The sequence below is a fragment of the Demequina rhizosphaerae genome (assembly GCF_000971255.1).
GTDB classification, from domain to species: Bacteria; Actinomycetota; Actinomycetes; order Actinomycetales; family Demequinaceae; genus Demequina; species Demequina rhizosphaerae.
In genome coordinates, this window is sequence record NZ_BBMC01000003.1 from 168,739 (window position 1) to 187,778 (window position 19,040).

Annotated in this window: 18 protein-coding genes; 13 read left to right on the top strand and 5 right to left on the bottom strand. The window is 73.3% G+C overall.

Translation table 11 applies throughout. From position 1 onward, the window contains the following. Window positions 1–110 precede the first annotated feature (110 nt). From AOM07_RS04480 to AOM07_RS04490, 3 genes are read left to right on the top strand one after another with little or no spacing between them, the layout of a single operon-like run. Entirely contained in the window at window positions 111–1,397 is a 1,287-nt protein-coding gene (locus AOM07_RS04480; protein ID WP_062311602.1) for a threonine/serine exporter family protein, read from the top strand. Between the two features lie 32 nt (window positions 1,398–1,429). After that, window positions 1,430–1,789, top strand: a complete 360-nt coding sequence (locus AOM07_RS04485; protein ID WP_156171793.1) for a hypothetical protein — start codon at window positions 1,430–1,432, stop codon at window positions 1,787–1,789. Next, entirely contained in the window at window positions 1,786–2,655 is an 870-nt protein-coding gene (locus AOM07_RS04490; RefSeq protein WP_062311604.1) for a hypothetical protein, read from the top strand. The genes AOM07_RS04485 and AOM07_RS04490 overlap by 4 nt, the downstream gene beginning before the upstream one ends. Window positions 2,656–2,855: 200 nt before the next feature. On the opposite strand, the gene AOM07_RS04495 is transcribed toward AOM07_RS04490, so the two are convergent. Together AOM07_RS04495 and AOM07_RS04500 are read right to left on the bottom strand one after the other, a co-directional pair. Then, window positions 2,856–3,275 (bottom strand): GNAT family N-acetyltransferase, encoded by a 420-nt coding sequence (locus AOM07_RS04495; RefSeq protein WP_062311605.1) that lies wholly within the window; start codon window positions 3,273–3,275, stop codon window positions 2,856–2,858. Beyond that, window positions 3,275–5,719: a DNA gyrase/topoisomerase IV subunit A gene (locus AOM07_RS04500; RefSeq protein WP_062311606.1), complete on the bottom strand. Its 2,445-nt coding sequence runs from the start codon at window positions 5,717–5,719 to the stop codon at window positions 3,275–3,277. The genes AOM07_RS04495 and AOM07_RS04500 overlap by 1 nt, the downstream gene beginning before the upstream one ends. Before the next feature lie 155 nt (window positions 5,720–5,874). Here AOM07_RS04500 and AOM07_RS04505 point away from each other — a divergent pair, with 155 nt between their 5' ends. Both AOM07_RS04505 and AOM07_RS04510 read left to right on the top strand, forming a co-directional pair. Beyond that, on the top strand, window positions 5,875–6,441 hold the full coding sequence (locus tag AOM07_RS04505; RefSeq protein ID WP_156165548.1) for a DUF5998 family protein: 567 nt from the start codon (window positions 5,875–5,877) through the stop codon (window positions 6,439–6,441). Continuing rightward, the gene (locus tag AOM07_RS04510) at window positions 6,438–7,607 is read left to right on the top strand and encodes an alkaline phosphatase family protein (protein WP_062311608.1); all 1,170 of its coding nucleotides are present in this window, start codon (window positions 6,438–6,440) and stop codon (window positions 7,605–7,607) included. The genes AOM07_RS04505 and AOM07_RS04510 overlap by 4 nt, the downstream gene beginning before the upstream one ends. A 191-nt stretch (window positions 7,608–7,798) precedes the next feature. Here AOM07_RS04510 and sepH read toward each other — a convergent pair whose 3' ends face one another. Then, window positions 7,799–8,854, bottom strand: a complete 1,056-nt coding sequence (sepH, locus tag AOM07_RS04515) for a septation protein SepH (protein ID WP_062311609.1) — start codon at window positions 8,852–8,854, stop codon at window positions 7,799–7,801. A gap of 83 nt (window positions 8,855–8,937) precedes the next feature. Between sepH and AOM07_RS04520 the strand changes: the two genes are divergently transcribed. From AOM07_RS04520 to AOM07_RS04540, 5 genes are all read left to right on the top strand, one after another. Then, window positions 8,938–9,744, top strand: coding sequence for an inositol monophosphatase family protein (locus AOM07_RS04520; protein WP_062311610.1), 807 nt, complete (start codon window positions 8,938–8,940; stop codon window positions 9,742–9,744). A 138-nt stretch (window positions 9,745–9,882) separates the two neighbouring features. Beyond that, window positions 9,883–10,182 (top strand): DUF4193 domain-containing protein, encoded by a 300-nt coding sequence (locus AOM07_RS04525; protein ID WP_062311611.1) that lies wholly within the window; start codon window positions 9,883–9,885, stop codon window positions 10,180–10,182. Between the two features lie 3 nt (window positions 10,183–10,185). Next, on the top strand, window positions 10,186–10,647 hold the full coding sequence (dut, locus tag AOM07_RS04530) for a dUTP diphosphatase (RefSeq protein ID WP_062311612.1): 462 nt from the start codon (window positions 10,186–10,188) through the stop codon (window positions 10,645–10,647). Continuing rightward, on the top strand, window positions 10,644–10,928 hold the full coding sequence (locus tag AOM07_RS04535; RefSeq protein WP_062311613.1) for an OB-fold nucleic acid binding domain-containing protein: 285 nt from the start codon (window positions 10,644–10,646) through the stop codon (window positions 10,926–10,928). Before dut ends, AOM07_RS04535 begins: the two co-directional genes overlap by 4 nt. Beyond that, the gene (locus AOM07_RS04540; protein WP_062311614.1) at window positions 10,925–11,599 is read left to right on the top strand and encodes a DUF3159 domain-containing protein; all 675 of its coding nucleotides are present in this window, start codon (window positions 10,925–10,927) and stop codon (window positions 11,597–11,599) included. Before AOM07_RS04535 ends, AOM07_RS04540 begins: the two co-directional genes overlap by 4 nt. Here AOM07_RS04540 and AOM07_RS04545 read toward each other — a convergent pair. Together AOM07_RS04545 and AOM07_RS04550 are read right to left on the bottom strand one after the other, a co-directional pair. Next, on the bottom strand, window positions 11,517–12,203 hold the full coding sequence (locus AOM07_RS04545) for a potassium channel family protein (protein WP_062311615.1): 687 nt from the start codon (window positions 12,201–12,203) through the stop codon (window positions 11,517–11,519). The two genes, AOM07_RS04540 and AOM07_RS04545, sit on opposite strands and share 83 nt — an antisense overlap. After that, window positions 12,200–12,865, bottom strand: coding sequence for a potassium channel family protein (locus AOM07_RS04550; RefSeq protein WP_062311616.1), 666 nt, complete (start codon window positions 12,863–12,865; stop codon window positions 12,200–12,202). The genes AOM07_RS04545 and AOM07_RS04550 overlap by 4 nt, the downstream gene beginning before the upstream one ends. A 41-nt stretch (window positions 12,866–12,906) precedes the next feature. On the opposite strand from AOM07_RS04550, the gene AOM07_RS04555 reads away from it, so the two are divergent. The 3 genes from AOM07_RS04555 to acnA all read left to right on the top strand — a co-directional run bounded on the left by AOM07_RS04555 (window position 12,907) and on the right by acnA (window position 18,974). Continuing rightward, window positions 12,907–14,835 (top strand): APC family permease, encoded by a 1,929-nt coding sequence (locus tag AOM07_RS04555; protein WP_169748128.1) that lies wholly within the window; start codon window positions 12,907–12,909, stop codon window positions 14,833–14,835. Further along, window positions 14,828–16,021 carry a class I SAM-dependent RNA methyltransferase gene (locus AOM07_RS04560; protein WP_062311618.1) on the top strand — a complete coding sequence of 398 codons (1,194 nt, stop codon included), beginning with the start codon at window positions 14,828–14,830 and terminating at the stop codon, window positions 16,019–16,021. The genes AOM07_RS04555 and AOM07_RS04560 overlap by 8 nt, the downstream gene beginning before the upstream one ends. Window positions 16,022–16,160: 139 nt before the next feature. Beyond that, window positions 16,161–18,974 carry an aconitate hydratase AcnA gene (acnA, locus tag AOM07_RS04565; RefSeq protein ID WP_062311619.1) on the top strand — a complete coding sequence of 938 codons (2,814 nt, stop codon included), beginning with the start codon at window positions 16,161–16,163 and terminating at the stop codon, window positions 18,972–18,974. The last annotated feature ends 66 nt before the right edge of the window (window positions 18,975–19,040 follow it).

The window sequence follows — 19,040 nt, forward strand, 5'->3', positions numbered from 1 at the left end:
CGCCCGTCCGCCGGGTCCCGGCGGTCCTTTGCCACAATGATTGTCTGAAGTCCCCCCGACCAGAGATGGCGCCGGCACCGAGCCGCCGTGCCGACGACCAGAGGGATGAGATGGCCGACGAACGTGTGAACCCCCGGGACCCCGAGCACTCGCTCGAGCCCGTCGGACTCATCCAGCAGTCCGGGGCCATCCTCCGCGTCGGCCGCATGATGCTGGCGGCGGGCACCGCGAGCTACCGCGTCAAGGAGGCGATGGCGGCCGTCGCCCACGCGCTCGGTATCGACCGGCACACCGCGGCGGTGACCCTCACGGAGATCACGGCGACCACGCATCGCGGCTCGATCTTCCGCACCGAGGTGACGGAGGTGCGCCGCTTCGGCGTCAACGCCGAGCGCATCGCGCTGCTCGACGACTTCCGCACCGCGATCCCGGAGCGCACCACCGTCGACGAGGTGCACGCGGCGCTCGACCGGATCGAGACCAAGCCCGCGCTCTACCACCCGGCCGTCAACGCGCTCTCCGCCGGCGCCGCCTGCGCGGCCTTCGCGGTGCTCAACAACGCCCGGCCGCTCGAGGTGCTCGCGGTGCTGGGCGCCGCCACCGGCGGCCAGTTCCTGCGCCGGGCCCTCGCGCATCGTTCCTTCAACCCCTTCGGCACGACGATGGCCGCCGCGGCGCTCGCCTGCGGCCTGTACCTCGCGTCCGTCGCGCTCTACGGGATCTTCGGCGCCGCGGTCGACGTCCACGCGTCCGGCTACATCGCGTGCACGCTGTTCCTCCTGCCCGGGTTCCCGCTCATCACCGCGGCCCTCGACCTCGCGAAGCTGGACTTCTCCGCGGGGATATCGCGCCTGGTGTTCGCCACGATGATGATCGTGGGGGCGGCGCTGTCGGTGTGGGCCATGACGCTGATCGGCGCGCTCGACACCAGCACGCGGGAGCCGATCCCGCTCGACCCGGTGCCGCACTACGCGATGATGGCGGTCGCGAGCCTGGTCGGCGTGCTCGGCTTCGCGCTCATGTTCAACTCGCCGATGCGCATGGCGCTGTCCGCCGCGCTCATCGGGATGGTGTCGAACACCGCGCGCCTGCTGCTCATCGACAACGGCGTGATCATCCAGATGGCGACCGTGCTCGCGTGCGTGCTCGTCGGGGTCCTCGCCGCGGCGGCCGCGCCGCGCACCCCGTCGCCCATCATCACCCTCCAGGTGCCGGCCGTGCTCGTGATGATCCCCGGCGTGCTCGCGTTCCAGTCCGTCGTCAGCCTCAACCAGGGCGACTACAACGCCACCATCGGGTCGATCCTGCAGGTCGTCCTCATCGTGCTGTCGATCCTGGTAGGACTGGTGATCGGGAAGCTCATCACCGACCCCAAGTGGGCGTTCGACCAGTCCTGAGGCGGCGCGCGGCGCCGGGAGCGGAGGGCACAGTGGGACCGTCGGGCTATCGCCGCATCGATCCGGCACTGCCGTGGATGGGCCGCAGCGTGCTGGGCCCGCGGCGCCTCACGGCGGACGATGCGCGGGCCGTCATGGCCGGCGACGACCCGGTCGCGCTCGGCCTGATGCTCGCGTACGCGCGCTCGTACGCCGGGGCCCTCGGGGGCGTGGTCCAGGGGCTCGCGGGTGCGGCGGCGCTGACGCTCGCGGGACGCCGCCGCGAGGCCGCGTGGGTCGCCGCGATGGCCGGCGGCTCGGCCCTCGTGGTGGTGGAGACCCGGCGGCGGGCGCGGCAGTGGGAGGCGGTCGTCGAGACCCGGCTCGCGCAGCTCGCGGGGGGTGCGGCGTGAGCGGCGTCATCGAGCGGACGCGGCGGGTCGCGGTCCTCGACGCGCACCGGCTCAGCGACCGGGCGATCGCGCGCATCGCGAGCGCCGCGGCCTCGATCGTGGTGCTGAGCAGCGATGCGCTCTTCGACGACGCCGAGCGGTTCCGCGAGCTGGTGCCGGACGTCGAGCTGGTCGACGGCGGCCTCATCCGCGGCGATGTGCGCGAGGCGATCGTGCGGGCCGCGGACCTGGGCTGCCGCCTGGTGGCGGTCCCGGAGCCGCTCCGGCGGCGGCGCTTCCTCCACCTCGCCGTTAACGGCGCGATCGACGCCGCCGAGAACGGCCACCCGACCGTCGCGGTGCTGGTGATGCGGCCCCACGAGGTCGAGGGCGACGTCGCAGTCTTCTCGAACACCGGGGAGGCGTCGGGCTACGGCCTCGCCTTCGCGCTCGAGATCGCGCTGCGGCGCGGCGTGGCCGTCGCGCGCATCCTCCCGAAGAAGGGCCTCTACGTGCGCCGCACCGCCGAGGTGGGGCACCGGGCCGACGTCGAGGCGGGGGAGGCCGGGGTCAAGGTCCGCTACCGCAAGGTCGCGCGGCCGCTCGAGGCCGTGCTCCGGGGCCAGTACACGCTCGCGGTGCACTCGGTGCTCGACGTCATCGGCAGCCGCTCCGCGCGCGCGGGAGCCGGAGCGCCCGCGCGGATCCAGCACGACCCGAACGTCGATGCGGTGCTGTGGCTGCTGCGGTTCTTCCGCGGCGACGTGCTCCTGGTCGCCGACGGGGTGCGGCTCCGCCAGGCGCGCATCAGCGGCGCGGCGGAAGAGACGGTGGACGGGGGCTCGGCGATCGAGGGCTCGACCGTAGGCGGCGCGTCCGCCGTCTGACCCGGTCCCGCATCGTCCCGCCGCACGCCTCGCTCCACCCCTCACTGCTCGTCCGACCGCACGCCGCCCCCGCTGGAACCGGCGTACCCGCTCGCCCTTGGGCCGAGTGACCAGGGACGATGCGCGCAAGCCTGCTCTCGTACGCCGGTTGCGCGCAGCGCGGGCGGAAGGCGGGTGCGGGGGAGACCGGGCGGAGCCGGTCAGACCAGCGGGTCGCCCGGGAGGAGCTCCCACGAGCGGTCGTGGCGCGCGTAGCCGTGGCGCGCGTAGTAGCCCGCCGCGCCGGGCGCCTCGGACACGCGGATCTTGCACCGCGGCCCGAGCAGCGCGCGCATCTCCACCTGGAGGGCGAGCCCGATGCCCTCGCGCTGGCGGTCCGCGTCGACGCCCAGCTCCTGCAGGTAGCAGATGAGACGGAAGTCGGTGATGGCGCGCAGGAAGCCGACGAGGCGCTCGCCGTCCCACGCCGTGACGACGATGTCGGAACGGTCGAGCGCCTCCTGGATGAGCTCGGGCTCGTCGACCGGCAGCCGCTCGCCGAGCGTCGACCGCCGCGCCGCGTCGATGTACTGCGCCGCCGTGGGGCGGACGTCGCTGCGGTACTCGACGCGGCCCGTCATCACCCCAGCCCGGCGACCGGGGTCGGCAGGGTCACGCCGGAGCCGTCGCGCTTGCCGGGCTCGTCCGGCAGGTCGACCGGCTGGCCCGCGGACGTCGCGGCACGCGGGGGAGTGGGGCCGGCCCACGCGAGGAGCAGGGCGTCCTCGCCCTTGAGGAAGCGGTGCGCGCGCACGCCTCCCGTGGCGCGTCCCTTGGCGGGGAACTCGCTCATCGGCGTCCACTTGGCGGAGCCCGCGGCGACGCCGGGCAGGCCGTCCGACGGGCCCGCGATGGTCGCGACCGCTCCCTCGGTGCCCGCCCGGACGATGCCGAAGAAGACCACCTTGGCGCCCGGGGCCATCTTGATGCCGGCCATGCCGCCGCCCGCACGCCCCTGGGGCCGCACGTTCTTGGCATCGAAGTGGAGCATGCTCGCGTCGTCCGTGATGAAGACCAGGTCGTCGCCGTCCGCGCCGGCGCCCGCGCCCACGACGACGTCGCCGTCCTGGAGCGCGATGGCCTCCCACGCGTCCTTGTTCGGGATGTCGTCCGCCTTGACGCGCTTGACGACGCCAAGGCGGGTGCCGAGCGCGAGCGGGGTCGTGCCGTCGAGCGGCACGAGGCCCACGGCCTCCTCGCCCTTCTCGAGGACCACGAGCTCCGCGATCGGCGTGCCGCCGCCCAGCGACGGGGGCTCCTGGCTCGCCGGCAGCGCGGGCACGTCGAGCAGCGACAGGCGCACGATGCGGCCGAGGCTCGTCACGACGCCAACGTCCGCGCGGGCCGAGGCGTGCACGACGCTGCGCAGCGCATCGTGCGCCGAGCGGCGGCCCTCGCGCGAGGGCGCCTCGTCCTCGGCGGTACGCGCGGCGAGGCCAGTGGTGGACAGCATCGCGTAGCAGGGCGTGTCCTCGATCTCGAGGGACAGCGCCGGCGCCTTCGCGCCCGTCTTGGCGCCGGACGCGACGGAGGCGGCGGAGGAGACCGCGCCGCCGTCCGCGAGCAGGATGGTGCGGCGCGGGGTGCCGTACCTGGCGGCCGCGGCGTCCATCTCGGTGCCGACGACGTCGCGCAGCACCGCGTCGGAGCGGAGGATCTCCTCGAGCTCGGCGATCTCCGCGAGCAGCTGGGCCTTCTCGTTCTCGAGCTCGAGGCGCGAGAACTTGGTGAGGCGGCGTAGGCGCAGCTCGAGGATGTAGTCGGCCTGGATCTCGGACAGGTCGAACGCGGTGCGCAGGCGCTCGCGCGCCGTGGCCGTATCGTCCGACGCCCGGATGATCTGGATGACCTCGTCGATGTCGAGGATCGCGATGAGGAGGCCGTCGACCAGGTGCAGGCGGTCCTGGCGCGCCTTGAGGCGGAAGGCCGAGCGGCGGCGCACCACCTCGAGGCGGTGGTCGACCCACACACGCAGCATCTCCTTGAGCCCGAGCGTGCGGGGTTCGCCGTCGACGAGCGCGACGTTGTTGATGGAGAAGGACTCCTCGAGCGGCGTGACCTTGTAGAGCTTCTCGAGCACGGCCTCGGGGTTGAAGCCGTTCTTGATCTCGATGACGAGGCGCAGGCCGTGGTGGCGGTCCGTGAGGTCGGTGACCGCGGAGATGCCCTCGAGCTTCTTTGCCGAGACGCCGTCCTTGATCTTCTCGATGACCTTCTCCGGCCCGACCATGTACGGCAGCTCGGTGACGATGATGCCCTGGCGGCGCGGCGTGACCTTCTCGATGCGCGTGGTCGCGCGGGTGATGAACTTGCCACGGCCGGAGGCGTAGGCCTCCTTGACGCCGTCGAGGCCGACGATCTTGCCGCCGGTGGGCAGGTCGGGGCCCGGCACGAAGCGCATGAGCTCGTCGAGCGAGGCGCCCGGGTTCGCCAGCAGGTGGCGCGCAGCGGAGACGACCTCGACGAGGTTGTGCGGCGCCATGTTGGTCGCCATGCCCACGGCGATGCCCGCGGCGCCGTTGACCAGCAGGTTCGGCACGGCCGAGGGCAGCACCGCCGGCTGCGTGAGCTTGTTGTCGTAGTTGGGGACGAAGTCCACGACGTCCTCGTCGAGGTTCTCCGTCATCGCGAGCGAGGCCGGGTCGAGGCGGCACTCGGTGTAGCGGGAGGCCGCGGGGCCGTCGTCGAGCGAGCCGAAGTTGCCGTGGCCGTCGACCAGCGGCAGGCGCAGCGACCAGGACTGCGCCATGCGCACCAGCGCGTCGTAGATCGCGGAGTCGCCATGGGGGTGGAGCTTTCCCATGACCTCGCCGACGACGCGCGCGGACTTCACGTAGCCGCGCTCGGGGCGCAGGCCCATGTCCTGCATCATGTAGACGATGCGCCGCTGGACGGGCTTGAGGCCGTCGCGGGCATCGGGAAGCGCGCGGGAGTAGATCACCGAGTACGCGTACTCGAGGAACGACGCCTCCATCTCGGCGCTGACGTCGATGTCGACGATCTGCGCGTCGGGCGCGTCGGACATCTGCCACCTCGTCTCTTCGGGGTCCGGATCCAGCCCGTATTGTCTCGCGTCCGTCGGACACGTGCGCACAGGCTCGCGGGGCGCCCGGCCGGACCGCGCATCGTCCCTGGGGACGGCGGGGGTCGGGTGCCCACGAAGGTGAGAGAATATCGGCCATGGCCCAGACCCTCGACCAGGCGGTGAAGATCGCGGGGTACTACCCGGCGCTCGCCACCGCGGTGCTCCGCTCCGCGATCGGCGCGGAGACCGTGCGCGCCCACTTCGTCCACGCCGAGACCACGTTCGACGACCGCGAGGTCCGCCGACACATGACCGTGCTGGTCATCACCGACACGCGCCTCCTGCGCGTCCACATGGACGACGGTGCCGGCCACACGGGCGACGGCCGCCACGAGGCCTCCGCGACGGTCGAGACGACCGCGCTGGCGGCGATCCGCAACACCGCGATGACGCACGTGGTGCACGAGCCCGAGCGCTTCTCCGAGGGCGACCTCCCCAGCGAGCTCGTGCTCGCGGTGGGCGGCTCGGTGCACTCGCGCGTCGACCTCGAGCCCGCCTCCTGCGGCGACGAGAGCTGCGAGGCCGACCACGGCTACACGGGCAACCTCACGTCCGACGACATCCTCGTGCGCGTGAGCCTCATCGCCGACGGCGAGGACTCGATCCGTGCGCTCCAGGACTTCGCGTCCGTGCTCCAGAGCGCCATCGGGGCGCGGGGGTGACTCCTGCCGACCGCCTGGCCGCGGCCGGGCTGTCGCTCCCGGACTACGGCGGGCTCGAGCTCGGCGCGGTGCTGCCGGGCGCCCTGGCCGCGGTCGGGGCGGGCGACGCGGTCGCCGCGCGCGACGCCGAGGCGGACCGGGTCCGGCTCGGCATCCCGCACGCGGACCACGCCGTCGTGGTGCTGCTCGACGGCCTCGGCCACCACCAGCTCGACGCCCGCCGCGGCCACGCGCCGTTCCTGCGCTCGACCGAGTCCGGCATCGTCACGGCGGGATTCCCCACCACGACCGCGACGTCGCTCGCGCTGTTCGGCACGGGACGCGCCTCGGGCGCGACCGGCATGACCGGGTACACCGCGCACAACCCCGCGACGGGCGAGGCCGCGAACCTCGTGTCGTGGGAGGGCGCGGGCGACCCCGACGACTGGCAGCGCGAGCCCTCGCTCATGCGCGTCGCGCACGAGGGAGGCCTCGCCGTCGCGTCGCTCGGCAAGCGCCGCTTCGCCGGCTCGGGCCTCACGCGCGCCGCGCTCGCCGGCGGCGACTTCGTGGGCGCCGAGCGCCTCTCCGACCGCGTCGACGAGGCGATCCAGCGCGCCCGCCGGCCCGGGCTCACGTACCTGTACTGGGGCGACATCGACGCCGCGGGCCACAAGCACGGCTGGCAGTCCGACGCGTGGGTCGCCGCGCTCGAGGACGTCGACCAGGAGCTGCGCCGCCTGCGCGCGCGCCTGCCGCGCCACGCCGCGATGGTGGTGACCGCCGACCACGGCATGGTCGACGTCACCGGCGCGCCGCGCTGGGACGTCGGCGCCGTGCCCGAGCTCGCGCGCGGCGTCCGCCTCGTGGCGGGGGAGCCGCGCGCGCTGCACCTGCACATGGACGATGCGACGGAGGCGCCCGCGGTCGCGGAGCGTTGGCGCGACGTGCTCGGTGACGACGCCGCCGTGCTCCTGCGCGACGAGGCCGTCGGGCTGGGCCTGTTCGGGCCCGTGTCGGGGCACGTCGAGGACCGGATCGGCGAGGTCGTGGTCGCGATGGCGGGGCGCGCGACGGTGGTCGACTCCCGCACGCAGTCGGATCAGGCCCTAGGGCTCATCGGCGTGCACGGCTCGCTCACGCCCGAGGAGCTCCAGGTGCCGCTGCTCGTCGCCAGCGAGGCGTAGGCGCTCCGCGACGCCCCGGGACGCCCCGTCCCCGACTACCAGCTGCGTCTCCGCGTCTCCGCGCCGGGTCGAGCCGATGCGTGAATCTGGAGATCCGCGGGAGGAAAGCCGCGGTTCTCCACCCGCCGATCCCCAAGTAATCGTTGTCGATCGTGGGGCGGCAGGGCTATCGCGCGGCAGGGCGCCGGGCCTCAGCCCTGGTCGTTCTTGGCGCCGAAGACGATCTCGTCCCAGCTGGGCACCGACGCGCGTCCGCGCTTGGTCGAGCGCCGCTCGGCGGGCTCCTCGGCCTTGGGCGTGGGCGTCTTCTCGGCCGCGGGAGCGTCCTGGCTCCGGCCGCGGCCCGAGGGGTGCGTGAAGCCGGTCTCCGCCTCGCGCGCGCGGCGCGCGGGACCGAAGCCCTCGAACTCGTCCTCGTCGTCCTCCTCGTCCTCGGCCACCGACTCGCGGGTGCCGCGGCGCAGCTCGAGGTCGTCGAGGAGTAGCTCGGTCGGGCTGGGCTCGGCCGGCTGCGGGGGCAGCGGGATCTCCTCGGACGCCGCATCGTCCGTCGCGACCACCGGGACGGCGTCCGTGGCCGGGGCCGGCGGGCGCGTCGCCTGGAGCGGGCGCGCCGGGTCGTCCTCGTTCTCGCGGACGGCGCTGAGGTGGCGGCGGGGGATCGGCACGTCGAGCAGCTCGGTCTCGGAGAGCCAGCGGGCCTCCTCGTCCTCGGCGGTCACCGTGCGGGCGGTGTGGTCGAACGTCCACAGGGCGCGCACGCCGCGGCCGGAGACGCGGTAGTCGGCCGCGACCTTCCACGGCTCGTCGACCTCGCGCCACGCGTCCCACTCGACCGACTCGGGGTCGACGCCGCGGGCCGCGAGGCGGTCCGTCACGAGCTCGCCGAGCTGGGGGGCGCTGGGGTCGCGGCCGATGCGCGTGTCCCGGGCGAGGTCCGCGATGTATTGGCGCTCGGCGGCGACCGGGCCCTCGTACTTCTCGATCGCGGCGAGGCTCATGCCGGTGAGCTCCGCGAGCTCGGCGGCGGTGAGGCCGGCGCGGATGCGCTGCTGGATCTCGCGGGGCGTCATCGTGGGCGCCTCGGACTCCTCGGGCGCCTGCGCGGCGGGCCGGGAGGGTCTGGTGTAGCGGACCGCGTGACGGAGCTCGTCGGTGAGGGGGAGCTCGAAGCGGTCGCCCGACTCGGCCTCCACGACGAGGTGAAGGCCGTCCTCGGAGGGACCCACGAGGGTGAGGCGCGTCATGGCATCAGGGTGCCACGCGCGACCCCGACGTGATGCGCGACACCCCGGTTCACGCGGATTGCCCCCGCCCCTACGATGAGGCCATGACCACGCCGTCCGAGCTGCTCGACGTCGCCTCCGCGCTCGCCTCCGAGGCGGGCCGGCTCATCAACGAGGGTCGCGCCGAGGCGCGGGTCGCCCTCACCAAGTCGTCGGACGTCGACGTCGTCACGCAGATGGACATCGCCGCCGAGCGCCTGCTGCGGGAGCGCCTCGCGGAGCTGCGGCCCGACGACGGTGTCCTCGGCGAGGAGGGCGACGACGTCGTCGGCACCTCGGGCATCACCTGGGTGGTCGACCCGATCGACGGCACCGTCAACTACCTCTACGGCATCCCGCACTACTCGGTGTCGGTCGCGGCCGTGAGCGGCCCGCCGCACCCGCACGCGTGGACCATCGAGGCGGGCGCCGTCATGGACGGCTCCGGGGTGCTCTGGACCGCCGCACGCGGGCAGGGGGCGTGGCGCGACGGACAGGCGCTGCGGAGGGACGATGCGCCGCCGCTCGACCGCACGCTGGTCGCCACCGGCTTCCAGTACATCGCGGAGCGCCGTGCGCTCCAGGGGCAGGTCGTGGCCCGCCTGCTGCCGCAGGTGCGGGACATCCGGCGGCTCGGATCGGCGTCGGTGGACCTCGTCCACGTCGCCGCGGGCCTGGTCGACGCCTACTACGAGCAGGGTCTGCACCCGTGGGACTTCGCGGCCGGCGCGCTCATCGCCGCGGAGGCGGGCGTGCGCGTGAGCGGGATGGACGGCGGCCCGGCGGACGGCGACATGCTCATCGCGGCCATGCCGGAGGCGTGGGACGCCCTCCGGGACGCCCTCGCGGGCGCGGGGGCCCGCCCGTTCTGAGACGGGTCGCGCCGCCGCGCCGGAGCCACAAGATGCGCTCCGCGCGCGAATGGGGCACAATGCGTCAGCCGCGCGGGAACAAAACGCCCCTGTGAGGCATTGAACCCCCGCAAGCATCGAGGAAGGGACGCAAGCCGCATGGCAACGGATTACGACGCGCCGCGCAAGACCGACGACGAGATCTCGGCCGACTCGATCGAGGAGCTCAAGGCTCGTCGGGCCGACAAGACCTCGGGCGTGGTCGACGAGGACGAGACCGAGGCGGCGGAGGGCTTCGAGCTCCCGGGCGCGGACCTGTCCGGCGAGGAGCTCTCGGTCCGCGTGCTGCCCGCGCAGCAGGACGAGTTCACGTGCATGTCCTGCTTCCTGGTGCACCACCGCAGCCAGCTCGCCCGCTTCAAGAACGACCAGCCGATCTGCTCGGAGTGCGCGGCCTGACGCATGGCCGACCTCGAGATCCTCGTCAGCACGACCGAGCCGGACGTGCCGCTCCCGCACTACTCCCACCCGGGTGACGCGGGCGCGGACATCACCACCCGCATCGACGTGACGCTCGAGCCGGGGGAGCGGGCGACCGTCCCCACCGGCCTCAAGATCGCGCTGCCGGACGGGTACGCCGCGTTCGTCCACCCGCGCTCCGGCCTCGCGGCCAAGCGTGGCGTGACGATCGTCAACGCGCCCGGCACGGTCGACGCCGGCTACCGCGGCGAGATCGCCGTGACCCTGCTCAACACCGACCCGCGCGAGACCGTCACGCTGTCCCGTGGCGACCGCATCGCCCAGCTGGTCATCCAGCGCGTCGAGCACGCCGCGTTCGTCGCGGTCGAGGCCCTGCCGGGCTCGCACCGCGGCGACGGCGGCTTCGGCTCGACCGGCGTGACCATCGCGGCGGCCGCGAAGTGACCGACACGCCGACCATCGCGATCGCGGAGGTCACGCCCCGCGGGATCGCCCGCGTGTCGGGCCGCGTCGTCGCGATCCAGGTCGAGCCGTCCGACGCGCCGCCGGCGTTCACCGTGCGGCTCGAGGACGGCACCGGCCGCATCGACGCGATCTTCATGGGCCGCCGCGAGGTGCCTGGCATCGCGCCCGGCACGCACCTCAGCCTCGAGGGCCGCGTGTGCGAGACCGACGCGCTCCCGCGCCTGTACAACCCCCGCTACGAGCTCGTCCCGAGCGCATGAGCGGCGAGCAGCCCGTCGCGGACAGCCGCGCGGCGCGCCTGCTGGGCGGGGAGACCTTCGACCTCCACGAGGCGATCGGCGGCTGGCGCGGGTTCGTCGAGTCCTCGCTGCCCGGCATCGTCTTCGTGGCCGCCTACCTGCTGTGGGGCGGCTTCCGCATCCCCGTGATCGCCGCGGGCGCCGTCATGGCGGTGCTCGTCCTCATCCGGCTCGTCCAGCGCACGCCCGTCGTGCAGGCCGTGTCCGGCGCGGTCGGCGTCGTCATCGGCGCGATCTGGGCCTGGCGCGCGGGGGACGCCTCCGGGTACTTCGTGCCGGGCCTGTGGCTCAACGCCGCGTACCTCGCCGGCATCCTCGTCTCGATGGCGGTCCGCTGGCCGGTGGTCGGCATCGTGGTGGGCCTCATCCGCGGCGAGGGCACCCACTGGCGCGCGGACCGCGCGGAGCTTCGCCGCTACCAGCTGGCGTCCGCCGTCCTCGCGGGCATGTTCGCGCTGCGCCTGCTCGTGCAGGTGCCGCTCTACCTCGCCGGCGCGGTCGCCGCGCTCGGCACCGCGAAGCTCGCGATGGGGCTGCCGCTGTTCGCCCTCACGCTGTGGGGCGTATGGCTGCTGGCCCGCGACGCAGGAGCTGCTCGAGAGACTCAGGATCCGCCTCCGACGACACGATGAACAGCAGCTCGTCGTGAGCCTCGAGCGTGTCGTCCGGGGTAGGAGCGATGGTGCGGTCGCCGCGGATGATGCAGGCGAGCACGATGTCGACGGGCCACTGGATCTCGCTCAGCGGCACGCCCACGACGGGGGACGATGCGGGCAGCGTCACCTCGACCATGGCGGCGCCGGACTGGCGGAACGTGAAGACGCGGACGAGGTCGCCGATGGCGACCGCCTCCTCGACCATCGCGGTCATGATGCGCGGCGTCGACACGGCCACGTCGACGCCCCACTGCGCGTCGTACATCCACTCGTTGCGCGGGTTGTTGACGCGCGCGACGGTGCGCGGCACGCCGAACTCGGTCTTCACGAGGAACGACACGACGAGGTTGGCCTTGTCGTCGCCCGTCGCGGCCACCACGACGTCCATCGTCTCCACCTGCGCGTCGCGCAGCGCGGACATCTCGCACACGTCCGCGAGCATCCACTCCGCCTCGGCGACCTGGGCGACGCGCATCGCCGCCGGGTTCGAGTCGACGAGCAGCACCTCGTGGCCGTGCTCGAGCAGGTCGCGCGCGATCGAGCGCCCCACCGAGCCTGCGCCCGCGATCATGACCTTCACTGGGACACCTCCGGGGAACGGCCCGTCACGCGGGCCGGGTCGGCGCCCGTGGCGGGCACCATCGTGAAGTAGGCCTCATCGCCCTCCTGGACGAGGCAGTCCGCGTCGGGCAGCAGCGGCTCGCCGAAGCGCACGAGGTACGCGACGCGGGCGCCCGCGCGGCGCTCGAGCTCCGTGTAGCGGTGGCCCACCCAGCCCGAGTCGAGCGGGAGGCGGCTGAGGCTCACGCCCGCGCTCGGGTCGTCGTACAGCGCGTCCGAGCCGCCCGGCAGCAGGCGCGAGACGATCTGCGCGGCGGTCCACGGCACCGGCGCGACGGTGGGGATGCCGAGCCGGCGGTACACCTCGGCGCGTCCGAAGTCGGCGATGCGGGCGACCACGTTGTCGATCCCGTACGTCTCGCGCACGACACGCGCGGCCAGGATGTTCGAGTTGTCGCCGTCGGAGACCGCGGCGAACGCGTACGCGTCCTCGACGCCCGCGGAGACGAGCGTGTCGCGGTCGAAACCGATGCCGGTGATGCGTTGTCCCTCGAAGGTGGGGGGAAGCCGACGGAAGGCGTCTCCAGACTGGTCGATCACCGCGACGGTGTGGCCGCGGGCCTCGAATTCGGTCGCCAGCGTCGCCCCCGTGCGGCCGCAGCCCATGATCACGATGTGCACGGCAACCCACGGTATACCCCTTGAGCCTAGGATGGTGCGACGTGCGAGGGTTTCTCGAGGGACTGAAACTGCTGGTGTTCGGGCGACCGATCGCGACCGAGCGCGCCCAGCGCGTCGGGCTCAAGACGCGGTTGGCGCTGCCGGTGTTCGGCGCGAGCCTGCTGTCGACCGTGGCGTACGCGCCGGACGCGGTGGTCGACGCGCTCCGCAAGGGCGGCGTCCAGTCGACCCTGCCGGTGATGGCGCTGGCGGTCGTCGCGATCATGGTGCTGCTGGGCTTCGCCTACCGCTCCAACGTGCGCAAGCGTCCCGACGAGCGCGGCGACTACGGCCTCGTGTCGGACAAGCTCGGCCCCACCGCAGCCCTCATCACCGGCGCGTCCCTGCTGGTCGACTACATCTTCACCGTCGCGGTGTCCGTCGCGGCGATCGCGCAGTTCGTCGCGTACGTGGTGCCGGCCGTGGGGGACCGGCACACCACCGTGGCGGTCGCGGCGATCGCCGTCATGACGCTCGCCAACCTGCGCGGCATCCGGGAGCGGGCGCGGGTGATGCTCGTGGTGTGGTTCGGCTTCCTGCTGGTCATCGGCCTCGTCATCGCCTTCGGCGCGAGCCGCGGCGACGTGGTGCCGCCGACGAACCCGCCCGAGCCCACCTGGTCGTCCGCGATCGCGTTCGCGGGCGCGATCGCCTCCGGCGCGGTCATGCTCACCGGCATCGAGCACCTCGCGTCGTCCGCGCCCGAGCATGCCGAGCCGCGGGCGAAGCGCGCGGGCCGCACGCTCATCCTCGCGGTGCTGACCGGCGCGGCCGCGTTCCTCGCCGTCACCCTCATGGTGTGGCGCTACCGCGTGTCGGGCTGGCAGTCGGGTCCCGTCCTGCTGCAGGCGACCGACCGCATCTTCGAGGCCGGCTGGACGGTCTGGGTGGTGGCGATCCCCTCGGTCGCGCTGCTCTACGCCGCCGCGTCGACGGTGTTCCGCCGCTTCTCGCGCCTCACGTCGTTCCTCGCGGGCGACTCGTACCTGCCGCGCCAGCTGTCGCAGCAGAGCGAGCGGCTCGTGTTCCGGGGCGGCGTGCTGTGGGTCGCGGGCGCGTCCGCGGTGATCGTGGTCGCCACTGGCGCCCGCCTCGAGCAGCTCGTGCACATGTACCTCATCGGCGCGTTCGCGGCGATCGTGCTGAGCCAGTTCGCGATGGTGCGGCTCCAGAGCGCGCGCATCGCGATCGAGCCCACCGGCCGGCCGCGCATGCGGATGAAGGGCACCCGCGTCCTGCACGTCGCGGCCGCGATCGTGGCCGCCGCGGTCTGGAGCGTCATCGCCGTCTTCAATTTCGCGGCGGGCGCATGGTTCGCGCTCGTGCTCGTCGCGGGCCTCGTGCTGCTCATGCGCGGCATCCACTCGCACTACGGCGACGTGAAGCGCCAGCTCACCATCCAGCCGAACGACCGCGCCTCGTCGCGGCCCAGCGCGACCCATGGCATCGTCCTCGTCGCCCAGCTGCATCGGCCCGCGCTGCGCGCGATCGCGTACGCGAAGGCCGCGCGCCACTCGTCGCTCGAGGCCGTCGCGGTCCAGGTCGACCCGAGGGCGACCAAGGAGCTCCAGCGACAGTGGGGCGAGCTGCGCCTCGGCGTGCCCCTGGTGATCCTCGACTCGCCGTACCGCGACATGGTGGGACCCGTGCTCGAGCACGTGCGCTCGATCCACCGCGTGTCGCCCCGCGACATGGTCGTCGTGTACGTGCCGGAGTACATCGTGGGACGCTGGTGGGAGAGGTTCCTCCACAACAGGGCGACCCTGCGGCTGCGCTCGCGGCTCATGTCGATCCCGCGCGTGGTGGTCGCGGCGGTGCCGTGGCACCTGCAGTCCTCGCTCGACACCGTCGAGGGGGCCGCGTTCACGCGCGAGCTCCCGCGGGTGTCGCCCGTGGAGGACGAGGTGGAGGAGGCGACCAGCCGTGGCTGACCTGGTGCTGGAGATCGGCGCCGTCGCGCACGGCGGGCACTGCGTGGCCCGTCACGAGGGCCGCGTCGTGTTCGTGCGGCACGCGCTGCCCGGCGAGGTGGTGCGGGCGCGCCTCACCGAGGCGGGGGACGATGCGCGGCTGTGGCGCGCGGACGCCGTCGAGGTGCTCGAGGCGTCGCCCGACCGCGTCGAGTCGGTGTGGCCCGAGGCCGGACCCGGCGGCGTCGGCGGCGGCGAGCTCGCGCACGTCGCGCTCCCGGCCCAGCGCCGCTGGAAGCACGACGTGCTGAGCGAGGCGTTCCTGAGGTTCGCCGACCGTGACTTCCCGGGCGAGGTGCACGCCGCGCCGGGCGACGACGAGCGCGGCGGCCTCGGCTACCGGACGCGGGTCACCGCCGTGGCCGGCCCCGACGGGCGCGCCTCGATGCACGTCCACCGCTCGCGCGAGCTGCGCGCGCTGTCCGCGCTGCCGATCGCGGCGCCGCCGCTCGAGGAGATGCTGCTGGGCACGCGCTATCCGGCCGGGGCGCACGTCATGGGTGTGGCCCCCGGCGGCGAGGCGGCCCGGCTCGTCGTCGACGGCACCCCGTGGCGCGGCGGCCGACCCGACCACCGCGACAACGCGCCGCGGCGCGTGCGCGAGGCCGTCGCGACGGACCGCGGCGAGTGGACCTACCAGGTCGACGTCGAGGGGTTCTGGCAGGTGCACCGCGAGGCGCCCGCCGTGCTCGTGGAGGCGGTGCTCGACCGGCTCGGCGACGCCCGCACGGTCCTCGACCTCTACGCCGGCGCGGGCCTGTTCACGGTGGCGCTCGCGTCCGCGGGCCGGCAGGTCACCTCGGTCGAGGCCGACGCGCGCGCCTCGCGCGACGCCCGCCGCAACGTGCACGGCCTGCCGGACGCGCGCATCGTCCACGGCGACACCCGGGCGTACCTCGACGCGGGTCCGGAGGCGCCGGAGGCGATCGTGCTCGACCCGCCGCGCTCGGGCGCGGGCGGCAAGACCGTCGACGCGCTGGCCGCCGTGGGGGCGCCGCGGCTCGTGTACGTCGCGTGCGACCCGGTGGCGCTCGCGCGCGACACGGCGCTGCTCGCTCATCACGGGTACGCGCTCGAGGAGGCGCAGGCCTTCGACTTGTTCCCCATGACCCACCACGTCGAGACGGTCGCGACGTTCGTGCGCTGAGGCGGGCGGCCGGGCGCTCCCGGACGGCGGCATCGGGCCAGGGATCGGGCCGCATCGTCCGTGCATCGGCAGCGGTGCACGCGTGGCTAGGATGGCCCCAGACCCATCGCCGGGAGACCCCGAACCACGGAGGAGACGCATGAGCGCGAACACCCTTGGATCCCAGTCGACGCTGAACGTTGGCGAGAAGCAGTACGAGATCTTCCGACTCGACGCGGTTCCAGGGCTCGAGCGCCTGCCGTACTCGCTCAAGATCCTCGCCGAGGCGCTCCTGCGCACCGAGGACGGCGCGAACATCACCGCCGACCACGTCCGCGCGCTCGCGGGCTGGGAGCCCACCGCGGACCCCGACACCGAGATCCAGTTCACGCCGGCGCGCGTGGTGATGCAGGACTTCACCGGCGTCCCCTGCGTGGTCGACCTCGCGACGATGCGCGAGGCCGTGAGCGAGCTGGGCGGCGACCCGACCGTCATCAACCCGCTGGCGCCCGCCGAGATGGTCATCGACCACTCGGTCGTCATCGACATCTTCGGCCGCGGCGACGCCCTCGAGCGCAACACCGACCTCGAGTACGAGCGCAACCGCGAGCGCTACCAGTTCCTGCGCTGGGGGCAGACGGCCTTCGACAACTTCAAGGTGGTCCCGCCGGGCACCGGCATCGTGCACCAGGTCAACCTCGAGTACCTCGCGCGCGGCGTCATGACCCGCGAGGCCGACGGCACGACCCAGGCGTACCCCGACTCGTGCGTGGGCACCGACTCGCACACCACGATGATCAACGGCCTCGGCGTGCTCGGCTGGGGTGTGGGCGGCATCGAGGCCGAGGCGGCCATGCTCGGCCAGCCCGTGTCGATGCTCATCCCCAAGGTCGTGGGCTTCAAGCTCACCGGCGAGATCCCGGCCGGCGCGACCGCGACCGACGTGGTGCTCACCATCACGGAGATGCTCCGCAAGCACGGCGTGGTCGGCAAGTTCGTCGAGTTCTACGGCGAGGGCGTGGGCGCGGTGCCGCTCGCCAACCGCGCGACCATCGGCAACATGAGCCCCGAGTTCGGCTCGACCGCCGCGATCTTCCCGATCGACGACGTCACGGTCGACTACCTGCGCCTCACGGGCCGCTCCGAGGACCAGGTCGCGCTCGTCGAGGCCTACTGCAAGGAGCAGGGCCTCTGGCACGACCCGTCGCGCGAGGCCGCGTACTCCGAGTACATCGAGCTCGACCTGTCGACGGTGGTGCCGTCGATCGCGGGCCCGAAGCGCCCGCAGGACCGCATCGAGCTCACCGCGGCCAAGGCGTCGTTCGGCCGCTCGATCCTCGACTACGCGCAGCACGAGGAGATGCACGGGCTCGACGAGTCGGTCGAGGAGACCTTCCCGGCCTCCGACCCGATCGCCGCCGAGGCCCACGCGGGCGAGGCGGACGAGCCGGCCCCCGCCGCGTCGTCCGTCGCGACGAAGACGCGCCCGCACAAGCACGTGCCGCTCACGCTCGAGGACGGCACCGAGACCGCGCTCGACCACGGCGCCGTCGTGATCGCGTCGATCACGTCGTGCACCAACACGTCGAACCCGTCGGTGATGCTCGCCGCCGCGCTGCTCGCGCGCAACGCCAACGCCAAGGGCCTCACCTCCAAGCCGTGGGTGAAGACGTCGATGGCGCCCGGCTCGCAGGTGGTGACCGACTACTACGAGAAGGCCGGGCTGTGGCCCGACCTCGAGGCGCTCGGCTTCCACCTCGTGGGCTACGGCTGCACCACGTGCATCGGCAACTCGGGCCCGCTGCCGCAGGAGGTCTCGGACGTCGTCAACGACAACGACCTCGCGGTCGTCTCGGTGCTCTCCGGCAACCGCAACTTCGAGGGCCGCATCAACCCCGACGTGAAGATGAACTACCTCGCGTCGCCGCCGCTGGTCATCGCGTACGCGCTCGCCGGCACGATGGACCACGACTTCGAGGCCGACCCGCTCGGCCAGGACGCGGACGGCAACGACGTGTTCCTGCGCGACATCTGGCCCGACGCCGCCGAGGTCGAGGCGATCGTCGGCTCGTCGATCACGCAGGAGATGTTCGAGAAGGACTACGCGGACGTGTTCGCGGGTGACGCGCGCTGGCAGAACCTGCCCACGCCCGCCGGCAAGACGTTCGAGTGGGCAGACGACTCCACCTACGTGCGCAAGCCCCCGTACTTCGAGGGCATGGGGCTCACGCCCGAGCCGGTCAAGGACATCGCGGGCGCCCGCGTGCTCGCGCTGCTGGGCGACTCGGTCACCACCGACCACATCTCGCCGGCCGGCTCGATCAAGGCCGACAGCCCCGCGGGCGTGTACCTCGCCGAGCACGGCGTCGAGCGTCGCGACTTCAACAGCTACGGCTCGCGCCGCGGCAACCACGAGGTGATGATCCGCGGCACGTTCGCGAACATCCGCCTCAAGAACCTGCTCCTCCAGAAGGAGGACGGCTCGGTGGTCGAGGGCGGCTTCACGCTCAACCACCTCACCGGCGAGCAGACCAGCATCTACGACGCCTCGGTCGCCTACCAGGAGGCCGGCGTGCCGCTCGTGGTGCTCGCGGGCAAGGAGTACGGCTCCGGCTCGTCGCGCGACTGGGCCGCCAAGGGCACCCGCCTCCTGGGCGTCCGCGCGGTCATCACCGAGAGCTTCGAGCGCATCCACCGGTCGAACCTCATCGGCATGGGCGTCCTTCCGCTCCAGTTCCCGGCGGGGGAGAGCGCCGCGTCGCTCGGCCTCGACGGCACGGAGACGTTCGACATCGCGGGCGTCGCGGCCTTCTCCGCGGGCGAGCACCCGCGCACCCTGCCGGTGAAGGCGACCAAGGCGGACGGCTCGGTCGTCGAGTTCGACGCCGTGGTGCGCATCGACACCCCCGGCGAGGCGGATTACTTCCGCAACGGCGGCATCCTGCAGTACGTGCTGCGCTCGCTGGTGTCGTAGCAGGTCCCAGGCCCGAACGGCCCCGTCCGGCGCGCGTCGCCGGGCGGGGCCGCGGGCGTTGGGGCG

Bases quoted from the DNA above. Each gene is read 5' to 3' on its own strand.
- sepH (WP_062311609.1), bottom strand. From the start codon at position 8,854: ATGACGCGCCTCACCCTCGTGGGTCCCTCCGAGGACGGCCTTCACCTC.
- acnA (WP_062311619.1), top strand. From the start codon at position 16,161: ATGAGCGCGAACACCCTTGGATCCCAGTCGACGCTGAACGTTGGCGAG.
- AOM07_RS04495 (WP_062311605.1), bottom strand. From the start codon at position 3,275: ATGACGGGCCGCGTCGAGTACCGCAGCGACGTCCGCCCCACGGCGGCG.
- AOM07_RS04520 (WP_062311610.1), top strand. From the start codon at position 8,938: ATGACCACGCCGTCCGAGCTGCTCGACGTCGCCTCCGCGCTCGCCTCC.
- AOM07_RS04505 (WP_156165548.1), top strand. From the start codon at position 5,875: ATGGCCCAGACCCTCGACCAGGCGGTGAAGATCGCGGGGTACTACCCG.
- AOM07_RS04480 (WP_062311602.1), top strand. From the start codon at position 111: ATGGCCGACGAACGTGTGAACCCCCGGGACCCCGAGCACTCGCTCGAG.
- AOM07_RS04525 (WP_062311611.1), top strand. From the start codon at position 9,883: ATGGCAACGGATTACGACGCGCCGCGCAAGACCGACGACGAGATCTCG.
- dut (WP_062311612.1), top strand. From the start codon at position 10,186: ATGGCCGACCTCGAGATCCTCGTCAGCACGACCGAGCCGGACGTGCCG.
- AOM07_RS04500 (WP_062311606.1), bottom strand. From the start codon at position 5,719: ATGTCCGACGCGCCCGACGCGCAGATCGTCGACATCGACGTCAGCGCC.
- AOM07_RS04540 (WP_062311614.1), top strand. From the start codon at position 10,925: ATGAGCGGCGAGCAGCCCGTCGCGGACAGCCGCGCGGCGCGCCTGCTG.